Origin of the sequence: Microbacterium resistens (assembly GCF_031456305.1) — a bacterium.
Classification (GTDB): domain Bacteria; phylum Actinomycetota; class Actinomycetes; order Actinomycetales; family Microbacteriaceae; genus Microbacterium; species Microbacterium resistens_A.
In genome coordinates this window covers 83,330-109,577 of record NZ_JAVDUM010000010.1, presented here as the reverse complement: position 1 = coordinate 109,577, position 26,248 = coordinate 83,330, and the positions used below count along the sequence as shown (strand labels likewise).

Annotated in this window: 24 protein-coding genes; 1 reads left to right on the top strand and 23 read right to left on the bottom strand. The window is 69.8% G+C overall.

Annotated features, from left to right (window positions below; genetic code table 11):
- Positions 1-2 precede the first annotated feature (2 nt).
- From ctaC to J2Y69_RS12075, 3 genes are all read right to left on the bottom strand, one after another.
- Complete coding sequence (gene ctaC / locus J2Y69_RS12085; protein WP_310021040.1) at positions 3-893, bottom strand: aa3-type cytochrome oxidase subunit II; 891 nt, start codon at positions 891-893, stop codon at positions 3-5.
- 144 nt (positions 894-1,037) lie between these two features.
- Complete coding sequence (erpA, locus tag J2Y69_RS12080) at positions 1,038-1,403, bottom strand: iron-sulfur cluster insertion protein ErpA (protein ID WP_310021038.1); 366 nt, start codon at positions 1,401-1,403, stop codon at positions 1,038-1,040.
- 101 nt (positions 1,404-1,504) lie between these two features.
- A complete protein-coding gene (locus J2Y69_RS12075; protein ID WP_310021036.1) occupies positions 1,505-2,920 on the bottom strand; it encodes a dipeptidase in 1,416 nt (471 codons plus the stop codon).
- Positions 2,921-2,967: 47 nt separating this feature from the next.
- Between J2Y69_RS12075 and J2Y69_RS12070 the strand changes: the two genes are divergently transcribed.
- Positions 2,968-3,534 carry a DUF3043 domain-containing protein gene (locus J2Y69_RS12070; protein WP_310021034.1) on the top strand — a complete coding sequence of 189 codons (567 nt, stop codon included), beginning with the start codon at positions 2,968-2,970 and terminating at the stop codon, positions 3,532-3,534.
- 6 nt (positions 3,535-3,540) lie between these two features.
- Here J2Y69_RS12070 and J2Y69_RS12065 read toward each other — a convergent pair whose 3' ends face one another.
- From J2Y69_RS12065 to J2Y69_RS11970, 20 genes are all read right to left on the bottom strand, one after another.
- The gene (locus J2Y69_RS12065) at positions 3,541-4,563 is read right to left on the bottom strand and encodes a quinone-dependent dihydroorotate dehydrogenase (RefSeq protein WP_310021032.1); all 1,023 of its coding nucleotides are present in this window, start codon (positions 4,561-4,563) and stop codon (positions 3,541-3,543) included.
- A 10-nt stretch (positions 4,564-4,573) separates the two neighbouring features.
- On the bottom strand, positions 4,574-5,050 hold the full coding sequence (gene nrdR / locus J2Y69_RS12060; RefSeq protein WP_310021030.1) for a transcriptional regulator NrdR: 477 nt from the start codon (positions 5,048-5,050) through the stop codon (positions 4,574-4,576).
- A gap of 11 nt (positions 5,051-5,061) precedes the next feature.
- Complete coding sequence (gene hisD, locus J2Y69_RS12055) at positions 5,062-6,366, bottom strand: histidinol dehydrogenase (RefSeq protein ID WP_310021028.1); 1,305 nt, start codon at positions 6,364-6,366, stop codon at positions 5,062-5,064.
- A 6-nt stretch (positions 6,367-6,372) separates the two neighbouring features.
- Positions 6,373-7,728, bottom strand: a complete 1,356-nt coding sequence (locus J2Y69_RS12050; RefSeq protein ID WP_310021026.1) for a hypothetical protein — start codon at positions 7,726-7,728, stop codon at positions 6,373-6,375.
- A 122-nt stretch (positions 7,729-7,850) separates the two neighbouring features.
- Positions 7,851-11,366 (bottom strand): DNA polymerase III subunit alpha, encoded by a 3,516-nt coding sequence (gene dnaE, locus J2Y69_RS12045; protein ID WP_310021024.1) that lies wholly within the window; start codon positions 11,364-11,366, stop codon positions 7,851-7,853.
- A gap of 60 nt (positions 11,367-11,426) precedes the next feature.
- Entirely contained in the window at positions 11,427-11,999 is a 573-nt protein-coding gene (locus J2Y69_RS12040) for a GNAT family N-acetyltransferase (RefSeq protein ID WP_310021022.1), read from the bottom strand.
- Positions 12,000-12,062: 63 nt separating this feature from the next.
- A complete protein-coding gene (locus J2Y69_RS12035; RefSeq protein ID WP_310021020.1) occupies positions 12,063-12,983 on the bottom strand; it encodes an RluA family pseudouridine synthase in 921 nt (306 codons plus the stop codon).
- 2 nt (positions 12,984-12,985) lie between these two features.
- Positions 12,986-13,573: a signal peptidase II gene (gene lspA, locus J2Y69_RS12030; RefSeq protein WP_310021017.1), complete on the bottom strand. Its 588-nt coding sequence runs from the start codon at positions 13,571-13,573 to the stop codon at positions 12,986-12,988.
- A gap of 9 nt (positions 13,574-13,582) precedes the next feature.
- Positions 13,583-14,182, bottom strand: a complete 600-nt coding sequence (locus tag J2Y69_RS12025) for a DivIVA domain-containing protein (protein ID WP_310021015.1) — start codon at positions 14,180-14,182, stop codon at positions 13,583-13,585.
- A gap of 160 nt (positions 14,183-14,342) precedes the next feature.
- Positions 14,343-14,648, bottom strand: a complete 306-nt coding sequence (locus tag J2Y69_RS12020; RefSeq protein WP_310021013.1) for a YggT family protein — start codon at positions 14,646-14,648, stop codon at positions 14,343-14,345.
- A 3-nt stretch (positions 14,649-14,651) separates the two neighbouring features.
- The gene (locus J2Y69_RS12015) at positions 14,652-15,116 is read right to left on the bottom strand and encodes a cell division protein SepF (protein ID WP_310021156.1); all 465 of its coding nucleotides are present in this window, start codon (positions 15,114-15,116) and stop codon (positions 14,652-14,654) included.
- Between the two features lie 40 nt (positions 15,117-15,156).
- Positions 15,157-15,843 (bottom strand): YggS family pyridoxal phosphate-dependent enzyme, encoded by a 687-nt coding sequence (locus J2Y69_RS12010; RefSeq protein ID WP_310021011.1) that lies wholly within the window; start codon positions 15,841-15,843, stop codon positions 15,157-15,159.
- 6 nt (positions 15,844-15,849) lie between these two features.
- Positions 15,850-17,010 (bottom strand): cell division protein FtsZ, encoded by a 1,161-nt coding sequence (ftsZ, locus tag J2Y69_RS12005; RefSeq protein ID WP_310021009.1) that lies wholly within the window; start codon positions 17,008-17,010, stop codon positions 15,850-15,852.
- A 352-nt stretch (positions 17,011-17,362) separates the two neighbouring features.
- Entirely contained in the window at positions 17,363-18,418 is a 1,056-nt protein-coding gene (locus J2Y69_RS12000) for a cell division protein FtsQ/DivIB (RefSeq protein ID WP_310021007.1), read from the bottom strand.
- Positions 18,419-18,421: 3 nt separating this feature from the next.
- Positions 18,422-19,822 (bottom strand): UDP-N-acetylmuramate--L-alanine ligase, encoded by a 1,401-nt coding sequence (murC, locus tag J2Y69_RS11995; RefSeq protein ID WP_310021004.1) that lies wholly within the window; start codon positions 19,820-19,822, stop codon positions 18,422-18,424.
- A 64-nt stretch (positions 19,823-19,886) separates the two neighbouring features.
- A complete protein-coding gene (murG, locus tag J2Y69_RS11990; RefSeq protein ID WP_310021002.1) occupies positions 19,887-20,960 on the bottom strand; it encodes an undecaprenyldiphospho-muramoylpentapeptide beta-N-acetylglucosaminyltransferase in 1,074 nt (357 codons plus the stop codon).
- Complete coding sequence (gene ftsW, locus J2Y69_RS11985; protein ID WP_310021000.1) at positions 20,957-22,225, bottom strand: putative lipid II flippase FtsW; 1,269 nt, start codon at positions 22,223-22,225, stop codon at positions 20,957-20,959. Before ftsW ends, murG begins: the two co-directional genes overlap by 4 nt.
- Complete coding sequence (gene murD, locus J2Y69_RS11980; protein WP_310020998.1) at positions 22,191-23,726, bottom strand: UDP-N-acetylmuramoyl-L-alanine--D-glutamate ligase; 1,536 nt, start codon at positions 23,724-23,726, stop codon at positions 22,191-22,193. Before murD ends, ftsW begins: the two co-directional genes overlap by 35 nt.
- A complete protein-coding gene (gene mraY, locus J2Y69_RS11975) occupies positions 23,723-24,832 on the bottom strand; it encodes a phospho-N-acetylmuramoyl-pentapeptide-transferase (protein WP_310020996.1) in 1,110 nt (369 codons plus the stop codon). Before mraY ends, murD begins: the two co-directional genes overlap by 4 nt.
- Positions 24,829-26,241 carry a UDP-N-acetylmuramoyl-tripeptide--D-alanyl-D-alanine ligase gene (locus J2Y69_RS11970; protein WP_310020994.1) on the bottom strand — a complete coding sequence of 471 codons (1,413 nt, stop codon included), beginning with the start codon at positions 26,239-26,241 and terminating at the stop codon, positions 24,829-24,831. The genes mraY and J2Y69_RS11970 overlap by 4 nt, the downstream gene beginning before the upstream one ends.
- Between the last annotated feature and the right edge of the window lie 7 nt (positions 26,242-26,248).

Sequence of the window (26,248 nt, the reverse complement as noted above, 5' to 3'; positions counted from 1 at the left end):
GGTTACTTCCCTTCCTCGGAGGCGGCCCCGGTACCGGGGAGGTTCGTGAGCCGGTCGTACGCGTCGGTGATGTCACCGGTGTTGCCCTCGACGCGGAGCGACTCGACGTAGGCGTCGTAGTCCGCCTGGCTGACGACCTTGACGTTGAAGAGCATCATCGAGTGGTACTCGCCGCAGAGCTCGGCGCACTTGCCCTGGTACTCGCCGATACGGGTCGGCGTGAAGGACCAGGAGTTGTCCTTCCCGATGTACATGTCCTTCTTGTACAGGAAGTCGATGATCCAGAAGGAGTGGATGACGTCGCGCGACTGAAGGGTGATGTGCACCTTCTTGTCGACCGGGAGCACCAGCGTCGGCAGCTCCTTCTGGTCGACGTTGCCGTCCTTGTCGGGCTGGGCCTGGATGCCCATGGTCCACACGGCGTCGGAATTGTCCTTCTTCTCCCCGCCGTACTGGAAGTCCCAAGCCCACTGCTTGCCGATCGCGGTGACCGACACGTCCGGGTCCTCGTACTGGGTCTCGATGATCGTCTGGTCACGCGCGGTGAAGGCGAACATCCCGAGGACGAGGATCAGCGGCACGATCGTGTAGAAGATCTCGATCGGCATGTTGTACCGCATCTGCACGGGGAGGCCGGTCTGGCCCTTCCGGCGACGGTAGGCGATCGCCGCCCAGCCCATCAGGCCCCAGGTGATCACACCGACCACGAGCAGCACGATCCAGGAGGTCGTCCACAGACCTGCCACCCGCTCGGTCTGGTTGGTGGCCGGCGTACTGCCGTCGAAGCCCGGGAGGAAGCCGTGGATTTCGGTCTGGGAGCATCCAGCCAGGGCCACAGCTGCCGCTACTCCCAGCGGGAGAGCGGCCCAACGAAGGCGGCGTTTCGAAGGCACGGTGCACCTTTCAGATCGCGGACAAGGGCATCCCCAAGTCTAGAGCAACCTCACACGTGATTCATGCCAACCACGCAGGTTCGGCGCGGTCGGCACGGCGTTTCCCCGCGTCAGGACGCTGGGGAAACGCCTCGGTCGGTCGGATCAGTGGAAGCTGTCGCCGCAGGCGCAGGATCCCCCAGCGTTCGGGTTGTCGATCGTGAAGCCCTGCTCGGAGATCGTGTCCTTGAAGTCGATGGACGCGCCGTCGAGGTACGGGACGCTCATGTTGTCGACGATGACCTCGACGCCGTCGAAGTCGACCGTCTCGTCGCCCTCGAGGTAGCGCTCGTCGAAGTAGAGCTGGTAGATCAGGCCGGAGCAGCCGCCGGGCTGGACGGCGACCCGCAGACGCAGATCGTCACGCCCCTCCTGGGCGAGAAGGCTCTTGACCTTGTCGGCGGCGGCGCCGGTCAGGTTCACGCCGTGGGCGCGGGTGGTGGTCTCGGGGGTCAGGGTGATGTCGCTCATATCGCTCCTCGGGGACGTCCGCGCAGGGCGGTGCTTCTCCCCCAGAGTCTACCGCCGGGATCCCTCGTCGGCGCGGAGGATCCCGGCGGCGGCCGGAGCGGTCAGAGCGTGATCTCGTTCATCCTCGTCAGGAGCAGCGCCTCGGTCGCGACCGCGTGACGGAAGGTGTCCAGGTGCAGCGACTCGTTCGGGCTGTGCGCACGGGAGTGCGGGTCCTCCACGCCGGTCACGAGGATCTGCGCGCCGGGGAAGGTCTCGACGAGGTCGGCGATGAACGGGATGGACCCGCCGACGCCGAGGTCAACGGCCTCACGACCGTAGCCGTCCGCCATCGCGCCCCGGGCGAGGCCGACCGCCCAGCCGCTCGTGTCCACGAGGAACGCGTTGCCCAGGTCGACGTCGGAGAAGGTCAGCTCAGCACCGAACGGCGCGTGCGCGCGCAGGTGCTCCTGCAGGGCCGCATAGGCGTCCTGGGCGCTCTGCCCCGGGGCGACGCGGGCGCTGACGACCACGGTGGTCTCCGGCGACAGGGTGTTCGAGGCGGCGGCCACCGAGGTCGCGTCGATCCCGATCACGGTGATCGACGGCTTGTTCCAGATCCGGGACAGGATCGGCCCGTCCCCCGCCGGCACGACGCCGGGGAGGAGCCCCGCCTCGTCGCGCAGCGTCTCCTCGCCGTACTCGGGCGTCTCGGCATCGCGCGCGGCGAGCCCGTCGACGGCGACCGAGCCCTGCTCGTCCCACAGCGTGGCGAGGAGCTTGATGGTCGCCATCATCGAGTCGGGCACGGCGCCGCCGAACATCCCCGAGTGCGAGGCGTGGTCCAGCGTCCGGACGGTCAGGGTGAATCGGGCGGCGCCCCGCAGCGACACCGTGAGACCGGGGGTCTGCGAGTCCCAGTTCCCGGAGTCCGCGACGACGATCGCATCGGCGCGGAGGGCGTCCTCGTTGTCGCTGAGGAACTGTCCGAAGGATCGGGACCCGTATTCCTCCTCACCCTCGATGAAGAGCGCGACGCCGAGGTCGAGATCCTCGCCGAGCGTCTCGGAGACCGCACGGAGCGATGCCAGGTGCGCCATGATCCCGGCCTTGTCATCGGCCGCACCTCGGCCGTAGAGGCGGCCGTCGCGCACCGTCGGCTCGAACGGCGGCGTCTCCCACAGCGCGTCGTCTCCGGGGGGCTGCACGTCGTGGTGCGCGTAGAGGAGGATGGTCGGCTTGCCGTTGCGCGCCTTGCGCGTCGCGAGGACGGCGGGCTGGCCGAGCTCATCCGTGCCGGGGACAGCGGCACGGAGCACCCGCACGCTCTCGAAGACGCCCGTGCCCTCGGCGAGGGCGGCGACCGCGTCGGCGCTGCGCACGAGCTGGTCCTGATCGAAGGCGGGCCAGGCGATGCCGGGGATGCGCACGAGGTCGCCCAGATCCGCCAGAGCGGCGGGTATTCCGGTGGCGACGGCCTCCGAGACGGCCGCTTCGAGGTCGGGGGATGCGGTGACCGAGGGCGAAGGAGAAGTCATGCGAGTAATCTTAAGGCGAACCCCGTCAGCACATGTCAGGAACCTCCGTGCCCGAAACTCCCGCTTCCCCGTCGACGAACGACGCCTCCCGCGATCAGCCGTCCCGCAAGGGACGTCCGACGCCGAGCCGCGCCGAGCAGGAAGCAGCCCGCCGCCGCCCTCTCGTGCTCGACACGAAGGAGGCCCGCGCGAAGGCCCGCTCCGAGCTCCAGGAGCGCCGTGAGCGCGCCAGGGTGGGGATGGCCAACGGCGAGGAGAAGTTCCTTCCCGCGCGTGATCGCGGTCCCCAGCGCAAGTGGGTGCGCGACTACGTCGACGCCGGCTGGCACCTCAGCGAATGGGTCATGGCGCTCATGGTCGTGGTCATCGCCGCATCCCTGGTGCCGAACCCGATCGTCGCCTACTGGGCGTTCATCGCCCTGTGGGGCTACATCTTCCTCTCGATCCTCGGCATGGTGCTGCTCGGGATGCGGGTGAAGAGGAAGATCGGCGCGAAGTACGGAGTGGAGCGCCGCGAGAAGGGGCTCGCCTGGTACGCCGCGATGCGGTCCCTGCAGATGCGCTTCATGCGCCTGCCGAAGCCGCAGGTCAAGCGCGGCCAGTACCCGGACTGAGCCGGTTCAGCCCCGCCGCAGGCCGGCGTTGATCTGCCGCGCCCAGAAGGGCCCGCGGTAGAGGAACGCCGTGTATCCCTGGACCAGCGTCGCGCCGGCGTCGAGACGCTCGCGCACGTCGGCACCGGTCTCCACTCCCCCGACGGAGATGACGCAGAAGTCCGCGGGCACTGCGTCACGCACGAGTCGGAGCACCGCGAGGGACCGCTCCCGCAGCGGTGCTCCGGAGAGCCCGCCATCACCCGCTGCAGCGACCACGGCGGGATCGGTGGAGAGCCCGTCCCGCGAGATCGTGGTGTTGGTGGCGATGATGCCGGACAGCCCCTCGGCCACCGCGAGCCGGGCGATCGCGCCGACCTCCTCATCCGGCAGATCGGGGGCGATCTTCACCAGGAGCGGCGTCGTGCCCGCCGCCTCCCTGACGGCACGCAGCAACGGGGCCAGCGTCTCCACGGCCTGCAGGCCGCGCAGACCCGGGGTGTTCGGCGAGGAGACGTTGACGGCGAGGTAGTCCGCGAGCGGGGCCAGGCGCGAGGCGGAAAGGACGTAGTCGGCGACCGCGTCCTCCACGGCGACGGCCCGGCTCTTGCCGATGTTGACGCCGATGACCGCCGTCGGCCGGCGGCGACGGAGCGCCCAGAGCCGCTTCTCCGCGGCCTCCGCCCCGGCGTTGTTGAAGCCCATCCGGTTGACGATCGCGCGATCCGGCATCAGCCGGAACAGCCGCGGCTTGGGGTTGCCCGGCTGCGGGCGGGCAGTGATCGTGCCGACCTCGACGTGGCCGAAGCCCAGCGCCGCGAGCCCGCGGACGCCCACCGCGTTCTTGTCGAACCCGGCGGCCACGCCGAACGGCGTAGGGAAGGTCAGGCCCAGTGCGGACACCTGCTGCCCCTCGCCCGATCGTGTGAACGCACGTGCGATCCAGGAGAACGGGGGGACGCCGAGGACACGGACGACGAGCATGCCCGCGTGGTGCGCGAACTCGGGATCCAGGCGCGACAGGACGAGGCGGAAGAGAAGCGAGTACATCCCTGCCAGGCTACCGCGCCGCGGTTCCCTCCCCGGACCCGGCGTGATCGGCGCGCAGCTCCTCGATCGCGGCGTCGAAGTCCTCCAGCGAGTCGAACGCCTGGTAGACGCTCGCGAAGCGGAGGTAGGCGACCTCGTCGAGATCGCGCAGCGGCCCGAGGATCGCGAGACCGATCTCGTTCGTGTCCAGCTGCGATACCCCGGTCTGGCGAACGGCCTCCTCCACGCGCTGCGCGAGGATCGCCAGGTCCGCCTCCGTCACCGGACGCCCCTGGCACGCCTTGCGCACGCCGGCGATGACCTTCTCACGGCTGAACGGCTCCATGACGCCCGAGCGCTTGATCACGTTGAGGCTCGCCGTCTCCGTCGTCGAGAACCGTCCCCCGCACTCCGGGCATTGACGACGGCGACGGATGGAGAGTCCGTCGTCGCTGGTGCGCGAGTCGATCACACGGGAATCGGGATGACGGCAGAACGGGCAGTGCATGGTGAGTAAGACTACGCCTCGAACCGGGCGTCGATCGCCTCGCCGTGGGCGGGCAGAGCCTCGGTCTCGGCCAGGGCCACGATCGAGGTGCGGAGCAGGGACAGAGCGTCCCGGTCGTACTCGATCACCTGCTGCGGACGCAGGAAGGTGTAGGCACCGAGGCCCGGGGCGAACCGCGCCTGTCCCCCGGTCGGCAGCACGTGGTTGCTCCCGGCGAGATAGTCGCCGAGACTCACCGGGCTGTTCTCCCCCACGAAGACCGCGCCGGCATCGGTGAAGGCGTCCACCGCCTCCGCGGCGTCGCGGAGGTGGAGCTCCAGGTGCTCCGGAGCGTAGGCGTTGCTGAAGGCGACCGCCTCCGCGCGGCCGTCCACGAGGACCACTGCCGACTGCGGACCGGCGAGCGCCGCCTGCACCCTCGTGCTGTGCCGGGTGGCGGCGGCGAGCCTGGCGACCTCCGCCTCCACCGCACGGCCGAGGTCGGCGGAGTCCGTCACGAGGACGGCCGACGCCTGCTCGTCGTGCTCGGCCTGGCTCACGAGGTCCGCGGCGACGAGCCGGGGATCCGCGTCCGCATCGGCGACGATCAGGATCTCGGTCGCACCGGCCTCGGCGTCCATGCCGACGACGCCGGCGACGGCCCGCTTCGCCGCGGCGACGAAGTTGTTCCCCGGCCCTGACAGGACGTCGACGGGATCGAGCCCGATGGACGGGACCCCCCAGGCGAAGGCGCCGATCGCACCGGCGCCTCCCATGGCGTAGACCTCGTCGATGCCCAGGAGGCCAGCCGCGGCGAGGATCGCCGGGTGGACCCGGCCGTCCTGGTCGGCCTGCGGCGGGGAGGCGAGGGCGACGTGCGAGACTCCGGCCACCTGTGCCGGGACGACGTTCATGATGACGCTGGACGGATATGCCGCCTTGCCCCCGGGAGCGTAGACGCCGGCGCGGGACACGGGCTGCCAGCGCTGCCTGATCCGTGCGCCCGGTCCCAGCTCCGTCACCGCGGGAGCCGGCACCTGCGCCTCGGACGCCGTGCGCACCCGGCGGATCGCCTCCTCCAGTGCCGCGCGGATCTCCGGGGCGAGCGCCGCAACGGCCTCGTCGATGTGCTCCTGCGGAACCCGGACGGCGTGGCCGGAGACGCGGTCGAAGCGCTCGGCCTGCTCGCGCAGCGCCTCCTCGCCGCGGGTGCGGACGTCCTCCACGATCGCGGACGCGGCCGCGATCGCCTCGGCACGCGCCTCGGTCGCCCGCGGGACGGCGGCCAGCATCTGCGCGGGCGTGAGCACGCGCCCTCTCAGGTCGATCGTCTGCATGCGTCCTCAGCCTCGGGTCATGTTCGTCGTGTCGTGCAGGAATCCGACGCGGCCATCGTCGTGACGGACGACGTACGCGCCTCCCCGGTCCTCGAGGACCAGGATCCACGCGTCGGGTCCGACCTCGAAGATCGTCATGCCCCGGTCGTCGTGCACGGGTCGTGTCTCGGGAGCCAGAGCCCAGAAGGGCTGGGCCGGCTCGATCCCCTGGTAGGTCTCGTTCACGCGGGTGTCGAGCTCGTCCTCCCGCTCGCCCACGCTACCGGAGACCGGCGCATGCTCCGCGTCGTCGCGACCGAGGTCCCCGAACACGGCCGTCAGCGCGTCGTGATCGATGCCGTCCGCGCTGTGCTCGTCCGTGCTGCGCTCTTCGGCGATGCGATCTTCGGCGCTGTGGATGTCGACCCAGTGGTCTTCGGTGCTGTCCTTTGCGCTGTGGTCGTCGGTCTCGGCCGCCCCTCGGCGGGCGTACCGCGGCGCGTGGTCGTCGCCGGCGTCGAGGTCGACGATCCCCGCGGCGCCGCCGGACGCGTGTCCGAAGGACGACAGCGGCGCCGAGGGCGCGACGGAGTCCTCGGCGCCCGCACGGCCGTCCTCCCCGACCAAGCCGCCCGTGGCCTCCGAGACCTCAGGAACCTCCGGGACTTCCGAAAACTCAGAGAGTTCCGAAAACTCTGAGACCTCCGGGGCAGAGATCCCCACGGACTCAGGGACTCCCGAGTCAGGGGCCGTCGTACCCGCTGCATCCACTGCGACGACGGGAGTCGGGCGAGGACGGGGAACGACCGGTCGGACGGGGTTCGCGTTGCGATGGGCGAGGGTCTCGACCCGCCCGTCGAAGTCCTCGCGGACTCGCGGGATCAGCGGGGCGAAGACCGTGAGCACGACGAGGACCGTGAACAGCACGGTCTCAGCCCACGCCACCCAGGTCCCCACCGGCGCGAGCCCACCGGCGATCGCCAGGTGCATCTGCTGCCACAGCATCACCGCCCAGCCCACCGCCGCGACCGAGAAGGCCACCGACGCGAACTGATCGATGCCGAGCGAGCCGACCCGTCGTATCCCCTCCGGCGAGAAACGGCGCAGGACGAGCAGGAAGACCGCGGCGGTCGGCACGCCGATCGTGAGCACCCACTGCCCGTCCATCCCCCACACCGGCACCCCGCCACCGAGCAGCGTCCCGGCGACGGGGAAGAACGACACGATGAGGGCGAGGAACCAGCCGCCGGCGATGATCAGCTCCCGGAGGGTGAGCCCGAGAACACCCTCCTGCGGCCTCGCCTCGGTCACGAGGACCTCGTCCGTGATCTCCGGCGCATCGCCCGATCCGGGCTCGTCCGTGCTGGCACCGTCGAGGGTCATGGGGTTCCTTCCGACGTTGGGGGCGGCGGCACGCGTCTCCGACGCGACCCGATACTACCCTCCGCCCACCCGGCGATGCTGAGGATCGGGGCCTTGCCACCGCCCTCCCGGCAGAGCCTCCGTCAGCCGATGCACTGGGGCCCGAGGAGCGATTTCAGCTCCCCGAACAGGTCCGCCGTCACGGAGACGGGCAACGGCACCTCGAACACCTTCGCGCGCCCGCCACGGTGCATCGTGAGGGTCACCTCCGTCTCCCCCGCATGTCGCCGGAGGACGTCGGCGAGGTCGTTGATCACGGGCTCGGTCGCCCGCTGCTCCGCGACGACGAGCGACAGCGGACCCGCGGCGTCGAACGAGCCGACGTCGGGGGTGAACGCCGACTGCGCATGGAGGTTCATGCCGTCGTCCCGTCGTGAGACACGGCCGCGGACAGCGATGATCGCATCGGGCTGCAGCACGCTCTGGAACTCCAGATACGTCTTCCCCATGAACATCACCGTGATCTCGCCGTGGAAGTCCTCGACCGTGATCATCCCGTAGGGGTTGCCGCTGGCCTTCGCGACCCGATGCTGCACGCTGGTGATGAGCCCGGCGATCGTGACCTGGTCGCCGTCCTGCAGATCTTCGGACTCGAGCAGGTTGTTGATCGCGATGGAGGCATGCTTGGCGAGCGGCACCTCGAGTCCCGCCAGCGGGTGATCCGAGACGTACAGGCCGAGCATCTCGCGCTCGAAGGCCAGCTTGTCCTTCTTGGTCCACTCCGGGCGCTCCGGGACCTGAGGGGGCTGGACCTCGTCCGCCTCGTACAGGCTGTCGAAATCGAACCCGATGGCTCCCGTCGCCTCGTTGCGCTTGATGTCGACGGCCGCTTCGACGGAGGTCTCGTGGATCTCCATCAGCGCGCGCCGGGTGTTCCCAAGCGAGTCGAAGGCGCCCGCCTTGATCAGGGACTCCACCGTGCGCTTGTTCGCGACATGCAGCGGCACCTTGCTCAGGAAGTCGTGGAAGGAGTCGAACCTGTCGTTCTTCCGTGCCTGGACGATCCCGTCGACGACGTTGCTGCCGACGTTGCGGACCGCGCCGAGGCCGAAGCGGATGTCCTCGCCGACGGCGGCGAAGAAGTTGATCGACTCGCCGACGTCGGGCGGGAGGACCTTGATCCCCATCCGGCGGCACTCGTTGAGATAGAGCGCCATCTTGTCCTTGGAGTCCCCGACGCTCGTCAGCAGCGCCGCCATGTACTCGGCCGGGTAATGGGCCTTCAGGTAGGCGGTCCAGTAGGAGATCACCCCGTACGCCGCGGAGTGGGCTTTGTTGAAGGCGTAGTCGGAGAACGGCAGCAGGATGTCCCAGAGGGCCTTCACCGCGGCGTCGGTGTACCCGTTGGCGTGCATGCCGCCCTGGAAGCCTGCGTACTGCTTGTCCAGCTCGGACTTCTTCTTCTTGCCCATCGCGCGACGGAGGATGTCGGCCTGGCCGAGCGAGAACCCCGCGACCCGCTGGGCGATCGCCATCACCTGCTCCTGATAGATGATCAGGCCGTAGGACTCCTCGAGGATGTCGGCGAGGGACTCCTCGAGCTCGGGGTGGATCGGGGTGATCTCCTGCAGCCCGTTCTTGCGCAGCGCGTAGTTCGTGTGCGAGTTCGCTCCCATGGGACCGGGACGGTACAGGGCGATGAGGGCGGAGATGTCACCGAAGTTGTCCGGCTTCATGAGGCGCATGAGCGACCGCATCGGCCCGCCGTCCAGCTGGAACACCCCGAGGGAGTCACCGCGCGTCAGCAGGTCGTACGAGGCCTGGTCGTCGAGGGCGAGGTCCTCGAGCACGAGGTCCTCGCTCCGGTTCATCTGGATGTTGGCCAGCGCGTCCGAGATGATCGTGAGGTTGCGCAGCCCCAGGAAGTCCATCTTGATGAGGCCGAGGGTCTCGCACGAGGGATAGTCGAACTGGGTGACGATCTGACCGTCCTGCTCCCGCTTCATGATCGGGATGATGTCGATCAGCGGGTCCGAGGACATGATGACGCCGGCGGCGTGCACGCCCCACTGGCGCTTGAGGTTCTCCAGCCCCAGGGCGGTGTCGAAGACGGTCTTGGCCTCGGGATCGGTCTCGATCACCGTGCGGAACTCGGACGCCTCCTTGTACCGGGGGTGCTCCTTGTCGAACATCCCGTCCAGCGGCATGTCCTTGCCCATCACGGCCGGGGGCATCGCCTTGGTGAGCTTCTCCCCCATGCTGAAGGGGAAGCCGAGCACGCGCCCCGCATCCTTCAGCGCCTGCTTGGCCTTGATCGTCCCGTAGGTGACGATCTGCGCCACGCGCTCGTCGCCGTACTTCTCGGTGACGTACTGGATCACCTCGCCGCGGCGACGGTCGTCGAAGTCGACGTCGAAGTCGGGCATCGAGACGCGGTCCGGGTTGAGGAAGCGCTCGAAGATGAGCCCGTGCTCGAGCGGGTCCAGGTCGGTGATCTTCATCGCGTAGGCGGCCATGGAGCCGGCGCCGGAGCCGCGGCCGGGGCCGACGCGGATCCCGTTCTTCTTGGCCCAGTTGATGAAGTCGGCGACGACGAGGAAGTAGCCGGGGAACCCCATCTGGGTGATCACGCCGCTCTCGTACTCCGCCTGCTTGCGCACCGCGTCCGGGATGCCGCGCGGATAGCGCTCGTGGAGGCCCTGCTCGACCTCCTTGATGAACCAGCTCTCCTCGGTCTCGCCCTGCGGCACCGGGAAGTTGGGCATGTAGTTCGCGCTGGTGTTGAACTCGACCTCGCAGCGCTCCGCGATGAGCAGCGTGCTGTCGCACGCCTCAGGGTGATCGCGGAAGATCTGCCGCATCTCCGCGGCGGACTTGACGTAGTAGCCGTCGCCGTCGAACTTGAAGCGGTTGGGGTCGTCCAGGGTCGAGCCGGACTGCACGCAGAGCAGGGCCGCATGGCTCGTCGCGTCGTGCTGATGCGTGTAGTGCAGGTCGTTGGTGCCGACGAGCGGGATGCTGAGATCCTTGGCGATCTTCAGCAGGTCATCCATGATCCTGCGCTCGATCGAGAGACCGTGATCCATGATCTCGGCGAAGTAGTTCTCCTTGCCGAAGAGGTCCTGGAACTCCGCCGCCGCGGCCCTCGCCGCGTCGTACTGCCCGAGCCGCAGCCGCGTCTGGATCTCGCCGGAGGGGCATCCGGTGGTGGCGATGAGCCCCTTGGAGTACTTCTGCAGCAGCTCGCGGTCCATGCGCGGCTTGAAGTAGTAGCCCTCCATGCTCGCGAGCGACGAGAGCCGGAACAGGTTGTGCATGCCCTCGGTGGACTCGCTGAGCAGCGTCATGTGCGTGTAGGCGCCCGAGCCGGACACGTCGTCGCGCTGCTGCTCCGGAGAGCCCCAGCGCACGCGTGTCTTGTCGCTGCGGTGCGTGCCCGGCGTGACATAGGCCTCGATGCCGATGATCGGCTTGATGCCGGCGTCCTTCGCCGTTCGGTAGAACTCGAAGGCGGCGAAGGTGTTGCCGTGATCGGTGACGGCGACCGCCGGCATGCCCTGCTTGACCGCCTCCTGGATGAGCGGCCCGATGCGCGCGGCACCGTCCAGCATCGAGTACTCGCTGTGCACGTGGAGGTGGACGAAGGAGTCGGATGCCATGCCCTCAAGTCTACTTTCGCCCTCCGACACCGGCGCGATCGTCGAGCCGCACGAGCCGCCTCAGCGCAGGTCGAGCCGCATGAGGACGCGTGGGAAGCCGTCGAGGACGGAGCCCGTGTCTGCGACCTTCGAGAACCCTGCCCGCTCGAACAATGCCCTGGTCCCGACGTACATCATGGTCTGGTTCACCCGCGCGCCGTCGTTGTCGACGGGGTAGCCCTCGATCGCGGGCGCACCCTGTGCCCTGGCGTGTGCGACCGCTCCCGCCACGAGGGAGTGCATGATGCCCTGCCGGCGATGCCCCGGTCGGACCCTGAGACACCACAGCGACCACACGTCGAGGTCGTCGACATGCGGGATCAGGCGATTGCGCGCGAAACTCGTGGCACGGCGCGGATGCACGGCCGCCCATCCGACCGGCTGGCCGTCGAGATAGCCGATCACGCCCGGGGCGGGGTGGTCCGCGCACAGTCCACGCACGCGATCGGCCCTCGCCTCGCCGCGGAGCGCGACGTTCTCGCGGCTCCCGATCCGATAGCTCAGGCAGAAGCACACGTTCGATCCCGGGTTCTTCGGCCCCACCAGCGCCGCCACATCCTCGAAGACGGTCGCGGGGCGCACGTCGATGCTCATGCGCACAGTCTCGCGGAGAGCACGGACATTCCGACAGCTCCCCGCCGGAGAGCGCTCCTGTCGTCAGCCGGCCCGGAGAACGTCCAGCGCGTACTGGAAGTCGGCGGGATACGGCGAGGAGTACTGCACCCACTCCCCGGTCCCCGGGTGGGTGAATCCCAGCTGATGCGCATGGAGCCACTGCCGGGTGAGCCCCAGCCGCGCCGAGAGCGTCGGGTCGGCGCCGTACAGCGGATCGCCGACGCACGGATGACGGTGCGCGGCCATGTGCACCCGGATCTGATGCGTGCGCCCCGTCTCCAGATGGATCTCGAGCAGCGATGCGCCTCGGAAGGCCTCGAGGGTCTGGTAGTGGGTGACCGAGGGCTTCCCGTCCGGGGTGACCGCGAACTTCCACGAATGGCTGGGGTGCCGCCCGATCGGGGCGTCGATGGTCCCCGCGAGCGGATCGGGATGCCCCTGCACCACCGCGTGGTAGATCTTCTCGACCGTGCGCTCCTTGAACGCGTGCTTGAGCGCCGTGTAGGCGCGCTCGCTCTTGGCGACGACCATGAGCCCGCTCGTGCCTGCATCCAGGCGATGGACGACGCCCTGCCGTTCCGGCGCCCCGCTCGTCGCGATCTGGAACCCTGCGGCGGCCAGCGCGCCGACCACCGTCGGCCCCTCCCACCCGACGGAGGGATGCGCCGCGACGCCCGATGGCTTGTCGACGACGACCAGATCATCGTCGTCGTGCACGATCCCGAGGTCGGGGACGGGGATCGGATCGATCCGCGGGCCCTCCCTCGGCTGCCAGCTGACATCGAGCCAGCCGCCGCCGTGCAGCCGGTCCGACTTCCCGAGGACGACGCCGTCGAGCGTCACACCGCCTGCCTCCGCCACCTCCGCGGCGAAGGTGCGGGAGAAGCCGAGCATCTTCGCGAGCGCCGCGTCCACGCGGACGCCCTCCAGCCCGTCCGGGACGGGCAGCGAACGGGACTCCACGGCTAGGCCCCCGCAGAATCGGAGGGCTGCCCCGTCGAGGCGGGGCTCTCCGCGGCGGGGGCCGGCTCCGCCGCCCCTGCGCGTTCGCGGGTGCCGTCCAGGCCCAGGCCGACGACGACGAGCAGGGCGACCGAGATCATCCCGGTCACGATGAAGATGTCCGCGACGTTGAAGATCGCCGGCATCATCCACGGCATCGAGATCATGTCGACGACATGACCGACCGGGAACCCGGGCTCGCGGAAGAGGCGATCCCCGAGGTTGCCCAGGACGCCGCCGAGAAGGACGCCGAGCACGACGGCCCACAAACGGGACCGGACGGCGAACGCCTTCCAGACGATCACCCCCGCCACGACCGCGAGGGCGATGGTGAAGATCCAGGTCACGTTCTCGCCGAGCGAGAAGGCCGCTCCGGGATTGCGCACGGAGTAGAGCTGCAGGAACTCGCCGATCACCGGGACCGGCACATGCAGGGGCAGGTTCTCGATCGTGAGGTACTTAACGAACTGATCGGCGGCCAGCACGACCGCTGCGAGAATCGCAACGATCGCGCCGGCCGCCGACCGTCCGAGCGGACGACGCCCTGTCAAAAGGGAGTCCTATCGACCGGAGGTCGACAGCGGGCTATCCGAGGAACCGGACGGCCCGTCCTGCGAGTCGAGGTCGCGGAGCTGACCCTCGATGTAGCTGCGCAGCTGCGAGCGGTAGGTGCGCTCGAAGTCGTGGAGTTCGGTGATGCGGCTCTCGAGCGTGTTGCGCTCGCGATCGAGACGAGCCTGCTCCTCGCGCTGCTTCGCCTCGACGTCGGCGAGGATCTTCGCCGCCTGCGACTTGGCGTCGGCGATGAGCTGGTCGCGCTGGGCCTTGCCCTCAGCGACGTGCTCGTCGTGCAGACGCTGCGCGAGCTCGATGATCCCGGCGGTCGCGGTGGCGGGTGCCGCCTCGGCGACGGGAGCGGCCGGAGCGGCAGGCGCGGGCGCAGCAGCGGCGACAGGAGCCGCCTCCGCAGCGGCCGGGGCCTTCTCGCCCGACTCGAAGGCGGCGAGCTTCGCCTTCAGCTCGGTGTTCTCCTCGAGGGCCTTGCGCCACTCGATGACGATCTCGTCCAGGAAGTCGTCGACCTCGTCGGGGTCGAAGCCGTCCTTGAAACGAACGTGCTGGAACTGCTTGGTGACGACGTCATCCGGGGTCAGTGCCATTGGTGGCTCCCTCTTTCGATGAGTTCTCGGTGGCCAGGGTCATGGCGCGTACCCGGGGCGCGCACCTCGTAAAGAGCATAGTCGCCCGGACGGTGACCATGCGACGGGTCGTCGTTCCGTTCCGGCCGACACGGAACGACGCAGGTGGATCAGGCGGTCCTCAGACCAGGGCTCCCACACCCCGGGACACCGACATCAGGATCAGCACCACGATCATCGTGAGCGTGAACCCGAGGTCGAGGGCGACGGGACCGATCCTCAACGGAGGAATGAGGCGTCGGAACATCTTGATGGGAGGGTCTGTGACCGTGTAGACGAACTCGGCCGCGATCAACCCCGCCCCTCTCGGCCGCCAGCCGCGGTTGAACATCGGGATGTACTCGAGGATCAACCGCGCCAGCAGCACGAACATGTAGAGCAGCAGGGCCAGGTTCAGGACCCCGGCGATCAGCGCGACCGGATGCACGCGTCAGGAGTGCGAGAGGACCGCGTCCGTGTCGGCGCCGGCGATGCCGCCCTGCCCCGAGACGGCGATGCTCTCGGGCGAGAGCAGGAAGACCTTGCTCGTCACCCGCTCGATACGCCCGTACAGACCCAGCGACAGCCCGCTCGCGAAGTCGATGAGGCGACGCGCGTCGGCGTCGCTCATCTGCGAGAGGTTGATGATCACCGGGATTCCCTCACGGAAGTTCTCGGCGATCACCTGCGCGTCGCGGTACTGCTTCGGGTGGACGGTGAGGATCTCGTTCACCGCACCAGCCGTCGGCTGGTGGACAGCGGTCGGGCGACGCAGCGGCGTCACGGGGGCGGCGGGCTTGCTCTCCTCACGACGGGCAGGAGCCTGAGCAGGGGCCGCAGCGGCCTCCTCCTGGTAGCTCTCTTCCTCATCGGCGAGGCCGAGGTAGACCATGGTCTTCTTCAGCGGGTTCCCCATCATGTCCTCCGAGCGTGTGCGGGGTGAGTCTCTTTCGAGGCTAACCCTGGGCGGGTCGTGGTCCGGTGATTGCCGAGCCGATGCGAAGGTGTGTCGCGCCGGCGGCGATCGCCTCGGCGAAGTCCCCGGTCATCCCCGCGGAGATCCAGGAGGCGTCCGGCGCGATGCCGCGCACGCGCTCGGCGTAGCCGTGCAGGCGCGCGAAGGCCTTGGCCGGCTCCTCGTCGAGGGGCGCGACCGCCATCACTCCGCGAAGACGCAGAGTGGAGCAGCCCAGGACGTGCTCCGTCAGCGCCTCGATCTCGGCGGGCGCCGCACCGCCGCGTGCCGGGTCGTCGGTCAGGTTGATCTGCAGGAGGACGTCGAGGGGCGCCATGCCCTCCCCCGCACGATCGAGCGCGTCGGCGACGCGGGTGCGGTCCACCGAGTGGACAGTGTCCGCGGCACGCCGGATGGCGCCGGCCTTCTTCGTCTGCGCCTGCCCGATGAAGTGCCAGCGGAGCTCGGGCAGCGCGCCGAGCTCCTCGACCTTGGCGGACAGCTCCTGCTGGCGGTTCTCGCCGACGTCCCGGACTCCGAGCGCATACAGGTCGCGGACGAGGGAGGCCGGATGGAACTTCGTCACGACGATGCGGGTGATCTCCGCCGCATCGCGGCCGGCACGGCGCGCGGCGTCCGCGATCGACTCATCGATCGCGGACAGCCGTGCGGCCAGGTCGCTCGACACGGCCCCCTACTTGAGGAACTCGGGAATGTCGATGTCGTCGTCGGCGAACGCCGGCTCCAGGCTCGTCGCGACGACCGGGGCCACCGGCGCGACGACCGGGGTCACCGCGGGCGCGGCGGGCTTCTCGGCCACGGTCTCCTCGACGTCGTCCGCGAGTCCGATCTCCTGCGCGGGCGCGGCCGGGCGGGAGACCACCATCGGGTCGAGGCGGAGAGAGGGCTCGCCGCCGTCGAACCCTGCCGCGATCACCGTGACGCGCACCTCGTCGCCGAGGGTGTCGTCGATGACCGTTCCGAAGATGATGTTGGCCTCGGGGTGCGCGGCCTCCTTGACGAGGTCCGCGGCGTCGTGGATCTCGAAGATGCCGAGGTTCGATCCGCCCTGGATCGACAGGAGCACGCCGTGGGCGCCCTCGATGCTCGCCTCCAGCAGAGGCGACTCGACCGCGAGCTCGGCGGCCTTGATCGCCCGGTCGGCGCCGCGGGCCGAGCCGATGCCCATGAGCGCGGAGCCCGCGCCCTGCATGACCGACTTCACGTCGGCGAAGTCCAGGTTGATCAGACCCGGCGTGGTGATGAGGTCGGTGATGCCCTGCACACCGGCGAGGAGCACCTGGTCGGCCGTGGCGAAGGCCTCGATCATCGAGATGCCGCGGTCGCTGATCTCCAGCAGCCGATCGTTCGGCACCACGATGAGGGTGTCGACCTCTTCCTTCAGCTTGGCCACGCCCGCCTCGGCCTGGCTCTGACGGCGACGGCCCTCGAAGGAGAACGGCTTGGTCACGACGCCGATGGTCAGCGCGCCGATCGACTTCGCGATCCGCGCGACGACGGGCGCCCCGCCCGTCCCGGTGCCGCCGCCCTCGCCGGCGGTGACGAAGACCATGTCGGCGCCGGTCAGCGCCTGCTCGATCTCCTCCGCGTGGTCCTCCGCCGCACGGCGCCCGACCTCGGGGTCGGCACCGGCGCCGAGCCCGCGGGTGAGCTCCCGGCCCACGTCGAGCTTCACGTCGGCGTCGCTCATGAGCAGTGCCTGCGCGTCGGTGTTGACGGCGATGAACTCGACGCCGCGCAGGCCGAGATCGATCATGCGGTTGACGGCGTTGACGCCACCACCGCCGACGCCGACGACCTTGATCACGGCGAGGTAGTTCTGGTTCTGGCTCATCCCGGCCTCCGATTGTCGAGCCTTGAGTCGGGAACTTTAAACCTCAGGGAGAAGGTTAAAGTATTTCCCGGTATTGCGTTCTCTTGTTCGAAGGTAAGCGGCGCGACCGCGCGCGGCGGCAAATGACACGCGCGTGTCGGCGTAAACCTCCGCGGATTCGTCACCCAGACCCCGGAACAGGGGTATGCGATCTCCGTCGCCCTATCGACTCCTGCTCGCGCTGCTCAGTTTTCGGCAGCGCGAGCAGGAATCCACACCGCGTGTCAGAGCGTGTCAGAGTGTGTCAGAGCGCGTCAGAAACTGCAGCGCCGACGAGTGACAGCCCGGCCGGCAGGTCGGCCCAACCGGCGGGTCAGCCTGCGGTCAGCGCGTCGGGGGTCGACACGTCGTACGTGTCCTTGCCGGGGAGAGCGTTCATCAGGGTCGCCAGGGCGAGCGCCTTCCGTGCCGACTTCTCCGCACTCCCCCACACGACCGAGGTCCCCGAGGCGAGCGTCAGCGTCACGTCGTCCGTCGAGGTCGCGGAGACCTTGTCCACCTGGGCCCTGAGGTCAGCGGGGAGCGCGCGCATGACGGTTCCCGCCGCGGTGAAGGCCGCGGAGCCCAGCCCGCCCTTGACGTCGAGGAGCGCGTAGCCCGCCGGCCGCGTCGAGGTCGTGGACAGCGCGACGCCCGCGGCGTCGACGACCGTGAAGCCGGCATCGGAGGAGATCGCACCGACCGGGGTGCGCTCCACGATCCTCACCGTCAGGTCGTGCGGCGGCTTGGCCTCGAGCTGATAGGTCTCGATGAGCGGGAACGCCATCAGCGCCGCCTTGACCTCGCTCGAGTCGACGAGCGCCAGCGGCGTGCCGACCTGGCCGGAGAGCGCCTTCTCGACGGCAGCGGGGTCGAGTGAGGCCGTCCCGACCACGGTGACCTTCTCCACGGCGAACAGCGGACTGTATGCCGCCGCGGCGCTGCCGAGGACGATCAGCAGCGCGGCGGCGATCCCGAGGGTCCAGGCGATCCGACGACGCCGCGAACGCTGAGTGAACCGACGGATCTCTGCACGCAGGGTCCGGCGTCGCGCCTTCGCGGCGCGCCAGACGTCCCGGGCGCCCAGCGGACGATCATCCTCCGGCCACTCACCGCCCGCCGTCGTCCCCGCGCGCGACCCTAAACCTGAACCTGAACCTGAACCGGCGCCTGAATGGGCGCCTGAACCAGAGCCCTGCGAGGACGGAGCGACTCTCGCGCCCCCCGGCGCGCGGGTCGCGGTCGCGGAGAGCGGCGCGATCGGCGCGGTCTCCTGCTCGTCCTCCGCGGTCGCCGGCGAGACGGATGCCCGTGCCGGAGAGGGCGGGCGCAGCACGACCTCCGGCTCGACCGGTTCGGGCGACCGCGGGATCGGAGACGGCCTCCGCACGGCTCAGGCTCCTGGCGTGCGCCGCAGCGCCTCGAGGATCTGGGGGATCATCTGGTACACGTTCCCGCAGCCGAGGGTGACCACGACGTCGCCGTCGCGTGCGACCGAGGCGGTGTAGTCCGCCGCCTCCTGCCAGTCCGCCACGTAGTGCACGTTCTCCTGGTCCGCGAAGGCGCCGCTCACGAGCTCCCCCGTGACGCCGGGCACCGGGTCCTCCCTCGCGCCGTACACGTCGAGCATGACCGTGTGATCGGCGAAGCCCTCGAGGACCTCGGCGAACTCGTGGAACATGTGCTGGGTGCGGGAGTACGTGTGCGGCTGCTGCACCGCGATCAGGCGACCGCCGGCGGCAACAGTGCGCATCGCCTCGAGCGCCGCGCGCACCTCCGTCGGGTGGTGGGAGTAGTCGTCGTAGACCCGGACCCCCCGCTCGGCACCGTGGAGCTCGAGCCGTCGGACGGTCCCGGCGAAGCCCTGGACGGCGGCCACGGACTCGGCGAGGCCGTATCCGAGCGTCAGGAGCACAGCCACCGCGCCTGCCGCGTTGATCGCGTTGTGCACGCCCGGCACCGCCAGCTGCATGCGCGCGCTCTCATCGCCGCGACGGATGGTGGCGGCCACGGGACCGTCGGTCGTGATGTCGAGGACGCGTACGTCCGCGTCCTCCGCCATCCCGAAGGAGACGACGTTCGGATGGGTGATCCCGGCCCGGACGCGCAGCGCCCCGGCGTCGTCGCTGGAGATCACCACGGCCTCGCCCGCCTCGTTCGCGAAGCGCACGAACGCCTCGTGGAAGGCCTCGTCGGAGCCGTAGTGGTCCAGGTGGTCGGGATCCACGTTCGTGATGAGGGCGACCGAGGTGTCGTAGAGCAGGAACGTGCCGTCGGACTCGTCCGCCTCGATCACGAACAGATCGTCGGCGCCGGAGGAGCTCGAGGCCCCGTACTGCTCGATGACCCCGCCGTTGACGAAGTTCGGATCGGCGCCGAGCTCGCGCAGCGCCGTCACGATCATCCCCGTCGAGCTGGTCTTCCCGTGCGCCCCCGCCACCGAGACCAGCCGGCGTCCGCCGATCAGCCAGTGCAGCGCCTGCGAGCGGTGGATGACGTGCAGGCCGCGCTCCTTTGCCGTGACGAACTCCGGGTTCTCCGGCCAGATCGCCCCGGTGTGCACGACCGTGTCCGCATCGCCGAGATGGGCGGCGTCGTGGCCGACGTGGACGACGGCCCCCCGTTCGGCGAGGGCACGCAGGTTGTCGCTGTCCGCGCGGTCCGATCCGGAGACCCGGATGCCCGCGTCGAGGAACATCCGCGCGAGTCCGCTCATGCCAGAGCCGCCGATGCCGATGAAGTGCGCGCTGCGGATCTCGTCGGGGATCGGCAGGGTGAGGTCGGGTCTGATCATGGCCCCACCATCCTAAGCCGGTGCATGCGGACGATGCCCTCTGGCACGCCGCCGCCGGCCTTGCTCACCGGGCCAGCGCCTGGTCGACGAGGGCGATGAGGTCCTCCGTGCCGCGCCTGCTCCCGACGCGCTGCGCGGCCTCGGTCATCGCCGTCCGCCGCGCCTCGTCCTGCAGCAGCGGGATGACCGTCTGCCGCACCCGATCGGCGGTGAAGGCGGCGTCCTCCTCCAGCACGGCGGCCCCCGCGGCGACCGCCGATCCCGCGTTCAGCCGCTGCTCGCCGTTGCCCACCGCGTAGGGGACGTAGACCGCGGGGATGCCGAGCGCGCTGACCTCGCTCACCGTCGCCGCACCGGAGCGCGAGACGATGAGATCGGCGAGGGCGAAGGCGAGGTCCATCCGATCGACGTAGCGGCGGACGGCGTAGCCGGCCACCCCGGGGGCGGCCAGGTCCGAGCGCTCCCCTGTCACGTGGAGGACCTGCCATCCCGCATCCAGGATCTCCCGCCAGGATCCGGCGACGGCCTCGTTCAGGCGCTGGGCTCCGAGCGATCCGCCGAACACCAGCAGCACGGGACGCGCGGGGTCGAGGCCGAACGCCGCGGCGGCCTCCTCGCGCCGTGCGGCGCGGTCCAGCTCCACGATCTCCCGTCGCAGCGGCATGCCGACGACGACCCCGCCGCGGAGCGGCGTGCCCTCGAAGGCCACGCCGACCCTGGTGGCGCGACGGGCGCCGAGGACGTTGGCGAGTCCGGGTCGCGCATTGGCCTCGTGCACCACGAGCGGCACGCCCTCACGACGCGCCGCGACGTACGCCGGCGCGGAGGCGTATCCGCCGAAGCCGACCACCATATCAACGCCGTGCTCGCGGATGTGCCGCCGGACCTGACCCACGGCCCGGGGGAAGCGCACGGGGAAGGCGAGCGCCGCCCGGTTCGGCCGACGCGGGAACGGCACCTTGTCGACGATCAGCAGCTCGTATCCGCGCTGCGGCACGAGCCGGGACTCCAGTCCCTCTCTGGTGCCGAGCACCAGCACGTCGGCGTCGGGGTCGCGGGCGATGAGTCCGTCCGCGACGGCGAGCAGCGGATTGACATGGCCGGCGGTCCCGCCGCCGGCCAGGAGATAGGTGGTCACCGGCCGACCCTACCCCGCGATCCTGTGCCCCGCGACGGCGCGGACGGCTCAACGACCGGCACGGCGGCCCGGCCTGCCGGAAGCGTTCGGGCGAAGGACAGCAGCACCCCGCAGGCCAGCAGCACCGACATCAGGGAGGTCCCTCCCTGCGACATGAAGGGCAGCGGCACGCCGAGCACCGGGAAGATCCGCAGCACGACGCCGATGTTGATGAGTGCCTGGCCGATGACCCAGACCACGATCCCGCCGGACACGATGCGGATGAAGGGGTCATCGGTCTTGCGGATGACGTGGAAGACCCCGACCGCGAACAGCGCGAACAGCGCGAGGACGAGCGCGCAGCCGATCAGGCCGAGCTCCTCCCCGACGATCGCGAAGATGTAGTCGTTGGAGGCGGCGGGGAGCCAGCCGTACTTCTCTCGGGAGTTGCCGAGCCCGAGTCCGAAGACCCCGCCGCTCGCCATCCCCCAGATCGCGTGCAGCTGCTGCCAGCAGCCGCCCGCGGCGTAGTAGCAGTCCAGGTTGTCCGTGTTGAACAGGCTGGCGATCTGGCTCATGCGCCGGTCGCTGGTCAGCGCGAACACGCCGATCGCGAGGGCGGAGAGCACCATCGGCAGGATGAAGATGCGCAGCCGGACACCGGAGAAGAAGAGCGTCCCCAGCAGCACCAGGAACAGGATCATCGCGGTCCCCAGGTCGTGCCCGCCCATGACGGTGGCGATCACCAGCGCGGTCACGGGCACGAGCGGGATGAAGACGTGCTGCCACCGGGTGAGCAGGGTCTGCTTCCGGTAGAGGACGTACCCGCACCAGAGGGCGAGGGTGAGCTTCAGGAACTCCGACGGCTGGATGTTCTGTCCCGCGATGAGGATCCAGTTCCGGTTGCCGTCGTTCTCGACGCCGAGACCGGGGACGAACACCAGCAGCTGCATCATCGTGGTGACGATGAGGGCCGGCCACGCGATCCTCTTCCAGAAGCCGACCGGCAGCCGGCTGAGGAGGAACATGAGGGGCACGCCGACGAGCGCGAACAGCCCCTGCTTGATGACGATCGAGTAGGGGCCCTCGCCGCCATCAACGGCGATCGCGCTGGTCGCGGAGAGCACCATGACGAGTCCGAAGATCGTCAGCAGCAGGGCCGTCGAGGAGATGAGCGCGAACTCCGAGGAGATCGGCGTGAAGATCCGGCCGAGGTTCACCCGGGCGGCGAGCCCTCGGCCGCCCTCGTCCTCAGGAATGGTCGCGGGGCGGGCTGTCTGCGTCACGTGCGCTCCCCCGGCTGATCCGTTCCCGCACCGCCTCGGCGAAGCGATGGCCCCGATCCACGTAGCTGTCGAACTGGTCGAAGGAGGCAGCGGCGGGTGCGAGGAGCACGGTGTCGCCGTCATGCGCGATTCCCGCCGCCAGTTCCACGACGCGGTTCATGACCTCTTCAGTGTCGCCGGGGACGACCTCCCAGACCTGCACCTCGGGCGCGTGTCGCTCGAACGCCGCGAGCACCTCGCCGCGTTCGACCCCGATGACCACCGCCGCCCGTGCCGTGGCGCCGGCATCAGCGATGAGATCGGACAGGTCCACGCCCTTCAGGTCTCCCCCGACCACCCAGATCGCACCGGGGAAGGCGAGGAGCGAGGACCGGGCGGCGTGCGGGTTGGTCGCCTTGGAGTCGTCGACCCAGGTGACCCCGCCGTCGCGCGCGACGATCTCGATGCGATGCGGATCGAGGCGGAAGGTCTCGAGCGCGGACCGGATCGCCTCCGGCGCGATGTCCAGGGAACGGGCGATCGCGGCCGCGGCGAGGATGTTCTGCACGATGTGGGGCGCGGAGAGCCCGTGCTCCGCGAGATCGGAGATCGTGGTCAGCTCGAGCGCCGTGGTCGCGCGATCGGCGAGGAAGGCCCGATCGACCACGATCCCCTCGACGACGCCGAGGTCGCTCGGGCCGGGGATGCCCAGGTCGAATCCGATCGCCCGTGCGCCGTCCACGACGTCGGCCTCCTCCACCATGCGCCGCGTCGCCTCGTCGGACTTGTTGTAGACGCAGGCGATGCGCGTGTTCCGGTAGACGACGGCCTTCGCCGCACGGTAGGCGTCGGCCCCGCCGTGCCAGACCAGGTGGTCATCGGCGAGGTTCAGGCACACCGCGGCGTACGGCACCGGCTGCGCCGCCGGAGCGCTGAGCCCGAGGTACCAGAGCTGATGGCTGGAGAGCTCGACGACGAGGACGTCGAAGCCCGCGGGGTCGCGCACGGCGTCGAGCACCGGAACGCCGATGTTCCCGCAGGGCGCCGCCCGCAGGCCGCCCTCGACGAGCATCGTCGCGGCGAGCCGGGTCGTGGTGGTCTTGCCGTTGGTGCCGGTGATCAGCACCCACTCCGCCGGCGTCCCGTCCGGCCGCAGGACCTTGTCCCGCACGCGCCAGGCGAGCTCGACGTCGCCCCAGAGGGCGATGCCGCGCTCCTGCGTCCAGCGGATCACGGGGTGGGAGGGCGGGAAGCCCGGTGAGGCGATCACGACCTCGGGCTCGAACGCCGCGAGCTCCTCGGGGACCGTGCCGAGGGAGCCGATCCTGAGGTCGGCGCCGATGACGGGCAGGAGCCGCTCGTACTCGGGGCTCGCGGACTCGCTCAGCACCAGCACGTCGGCGCCGAGCTCGGCGAGCGTGTCGGCGACGGAGAAGCCGGTCATCGACAGGCCCAACACCGCGACCCGCAGTCCGCGCCAGTCCGCGTGCCAGCTCGTCAGCTCATCGAGATCGCGGGTCATGCGAGGGCGAGCCATTCGACGTAGAAGAGTCCCACCGCCGAGACCGCGAGGAGTCCGGCGATGATCCACATGCGCACGACGATCGTCACCTCGGGCCATCCCCGCATCTCGAGATGGTGATGGAAGGGGCTCATGAGGAACAGCCGCTTGCCACGGGTCAGCTTGAAGTACAGGCGCTGGACGATGACCGAGCCGGAGGAGATCACGAAGACGCCGGCGAGGAGGACGAGCAGCAGCTCGGTGCGGGTGAGGATCGCCATCGCGGCGACGACGCCGCCGATCGCCATCGATCCCACATCGCCCATGAAGACCTTCGCCTTGGGCGCGTTCCACCAGAGGAAGCCGATCAGCGCTCCCACGAAGGACGCCGAGACCACGGCGAGGTCGAAGGGGTTGGCCACGACGTAGCAGCTGCTCTGCACCGAGGACTCCACGGCCTGGATCGCACAGGACTGCTTGAACTGCCAGAACGAGATGAGGCTGTACCCGCCGACGACGAAGACGCCGGCGCCGGCCGCGAGCCCGTCGAGACCGTCGGTGAGGTTGACGCTGTTGGAGGCCGCGATGCCGATGAGCGCGAGCCAGATGAGGTAAAGGGCCCAGCCGATGATCACGCCGAACGTGAAGAGGCTGAGCACCGGGATGTCACGGAACAGCGAGATGAAGCCGCTGGCCGGCGTGATGCCGGACCTGTCCGGCACCGTGAGCGCCACGATGCCGAAGGGCACGATGACGAGGCCCTGGCCGATCACCTTGCGCCACCCGGAGAGACCGAGGCTGCGCTGGCTGCGGATCTTCATGTAGTCGTCGATGAACCCCACCGCGCCGAAGCCGACCATCAGCCACAGCACGAGGAGCCCCGAGACCGTCGAATGGCTCCCGCCGGTGTAGGTGCCGATGCCGTAGCCGACGAGCGTGCCGACGATGAAGATCGTCCCGCCCATGGTCGGGGTCCCGCGCTTGGCGTCGTGGCTCGGGTTCTCGATCGCCTCGGGCGTCCGGATCACCTGACCCCAGCCCCACTTCCGGAACAGCCGGAGGAAGACCGGCGTCAGGAAGAGGGTGAATGCGAGCGATATCGCCGCCGCGGTAAGCAGGGACCTCACGAGAACGATTCTCCCAGACGATCGCCGAGGAACCGGAGTCCCGCGGAGTTGGCGGATTTGACGAGCACGCGGTCCCCCGAGCGCAGCTCGCCGAGCAGGTAGTCGTATGCGGCGTCCGCGTCCGGGAGGTGCACGGCCTCGCCGTCCCAGGAGCCCTCGCCGACGGCGGCGAGGTACAGCCGACGCGCGTCGGGTCCCACCACCACGATGCGCTGGATGTTCAGCCGTACCGCGAGCAGTCCGATGCGGTCGTGCTCCTCGCCCGCCGACTCGCCGAGCTCGCTCATCGCCCCGAGGACGGCGACCGTGCGCTCGTCGGGACCGGCGATCTGGGCCAGGGTGCGCAGGGCAGCGGCCATCGAGTCGGGGCTGGCGTTGTAGGCGTCGTTGATGATGCGCACCTGGTCGTTGCCCATCGGCTGCATGCGCCAGCGCTCCGCGATCTCGACCGTCGAGAGGCGCACGATGGCGTCGGTCGCGCTCACGCCGAGGGCGCCGGCGGCGGCGATCGCGGCGAGGGCGTTGCCGATGTGGTGGGCGCCGAGGACCTGGAGGTGCAGGGGCAGCTCCTCGCCGCCGATCGTCACGACGCAGTCGGTCCCGGCCGCGGACACCTCGATGTCGGAGGCGCGCACGTCGGCCGCAGCCCCCTGTCCGAACCCGATCACGCGCAGGTCCCTCGCCGTGGCGGCATCCGCCATCGCCGAGACTCGCGGGTCGTCGATGTTGAGGACGGCGGTCCCGCCGACGCGCGCCGCGGCGACGAGCTCGGCCTTGGCGCGGGCCGTCTCCTCGATCCCACCGAAGCCTCCGGCGTGTGCGAGGCCGACCATGAGCACGATCACGACGTCCGGCTCGACGAGCCCGGCGAGGCGGGCGATCTCGCCCGGAGCGCTGGCGCCGAACTCGCACACCAGGTAGCGCGTCGCCGGCGTCACCCGCAGCATCGTCAGCGGAGCGCCGACCTCGTTGTTGTAGGAGGCGATCGGAGCGACGGTCTCCCCCTCCTCGGACAGGATGCGGGCGAGGAAGTTCTTCGTCGTGGTCTTGCCGTTCGAGCCGGTCACCCCCACGATCCGCAGGTCGCCGGCGGAGCGCACGCGGGCGACGACGCCGCGGGCGAACGCGGCGAGGGCGTCGATCACGTCGGGGACGACGATCTGGGAGATCGGCTCGTCCACCCGGTGCTCGACGATCGCGAGCACCGCACCGTTCTCGCGCGCGGCACCGACGAACCGGTGCCCGTCCGTGGTCTCGCCCGGCTTGGCGACGAACACGCCGTCCTGGGCCATCTTCCGCGAGTCGGTGTCGACGGGGCCTGCGACGACGGTCTCGGCGGTGCGGCCGTCCGCGGGGTGCAGCTCGCCGCCGACGAGGGCGGCGATCTCACCGAATGACAGCGCGATCATGTCGACG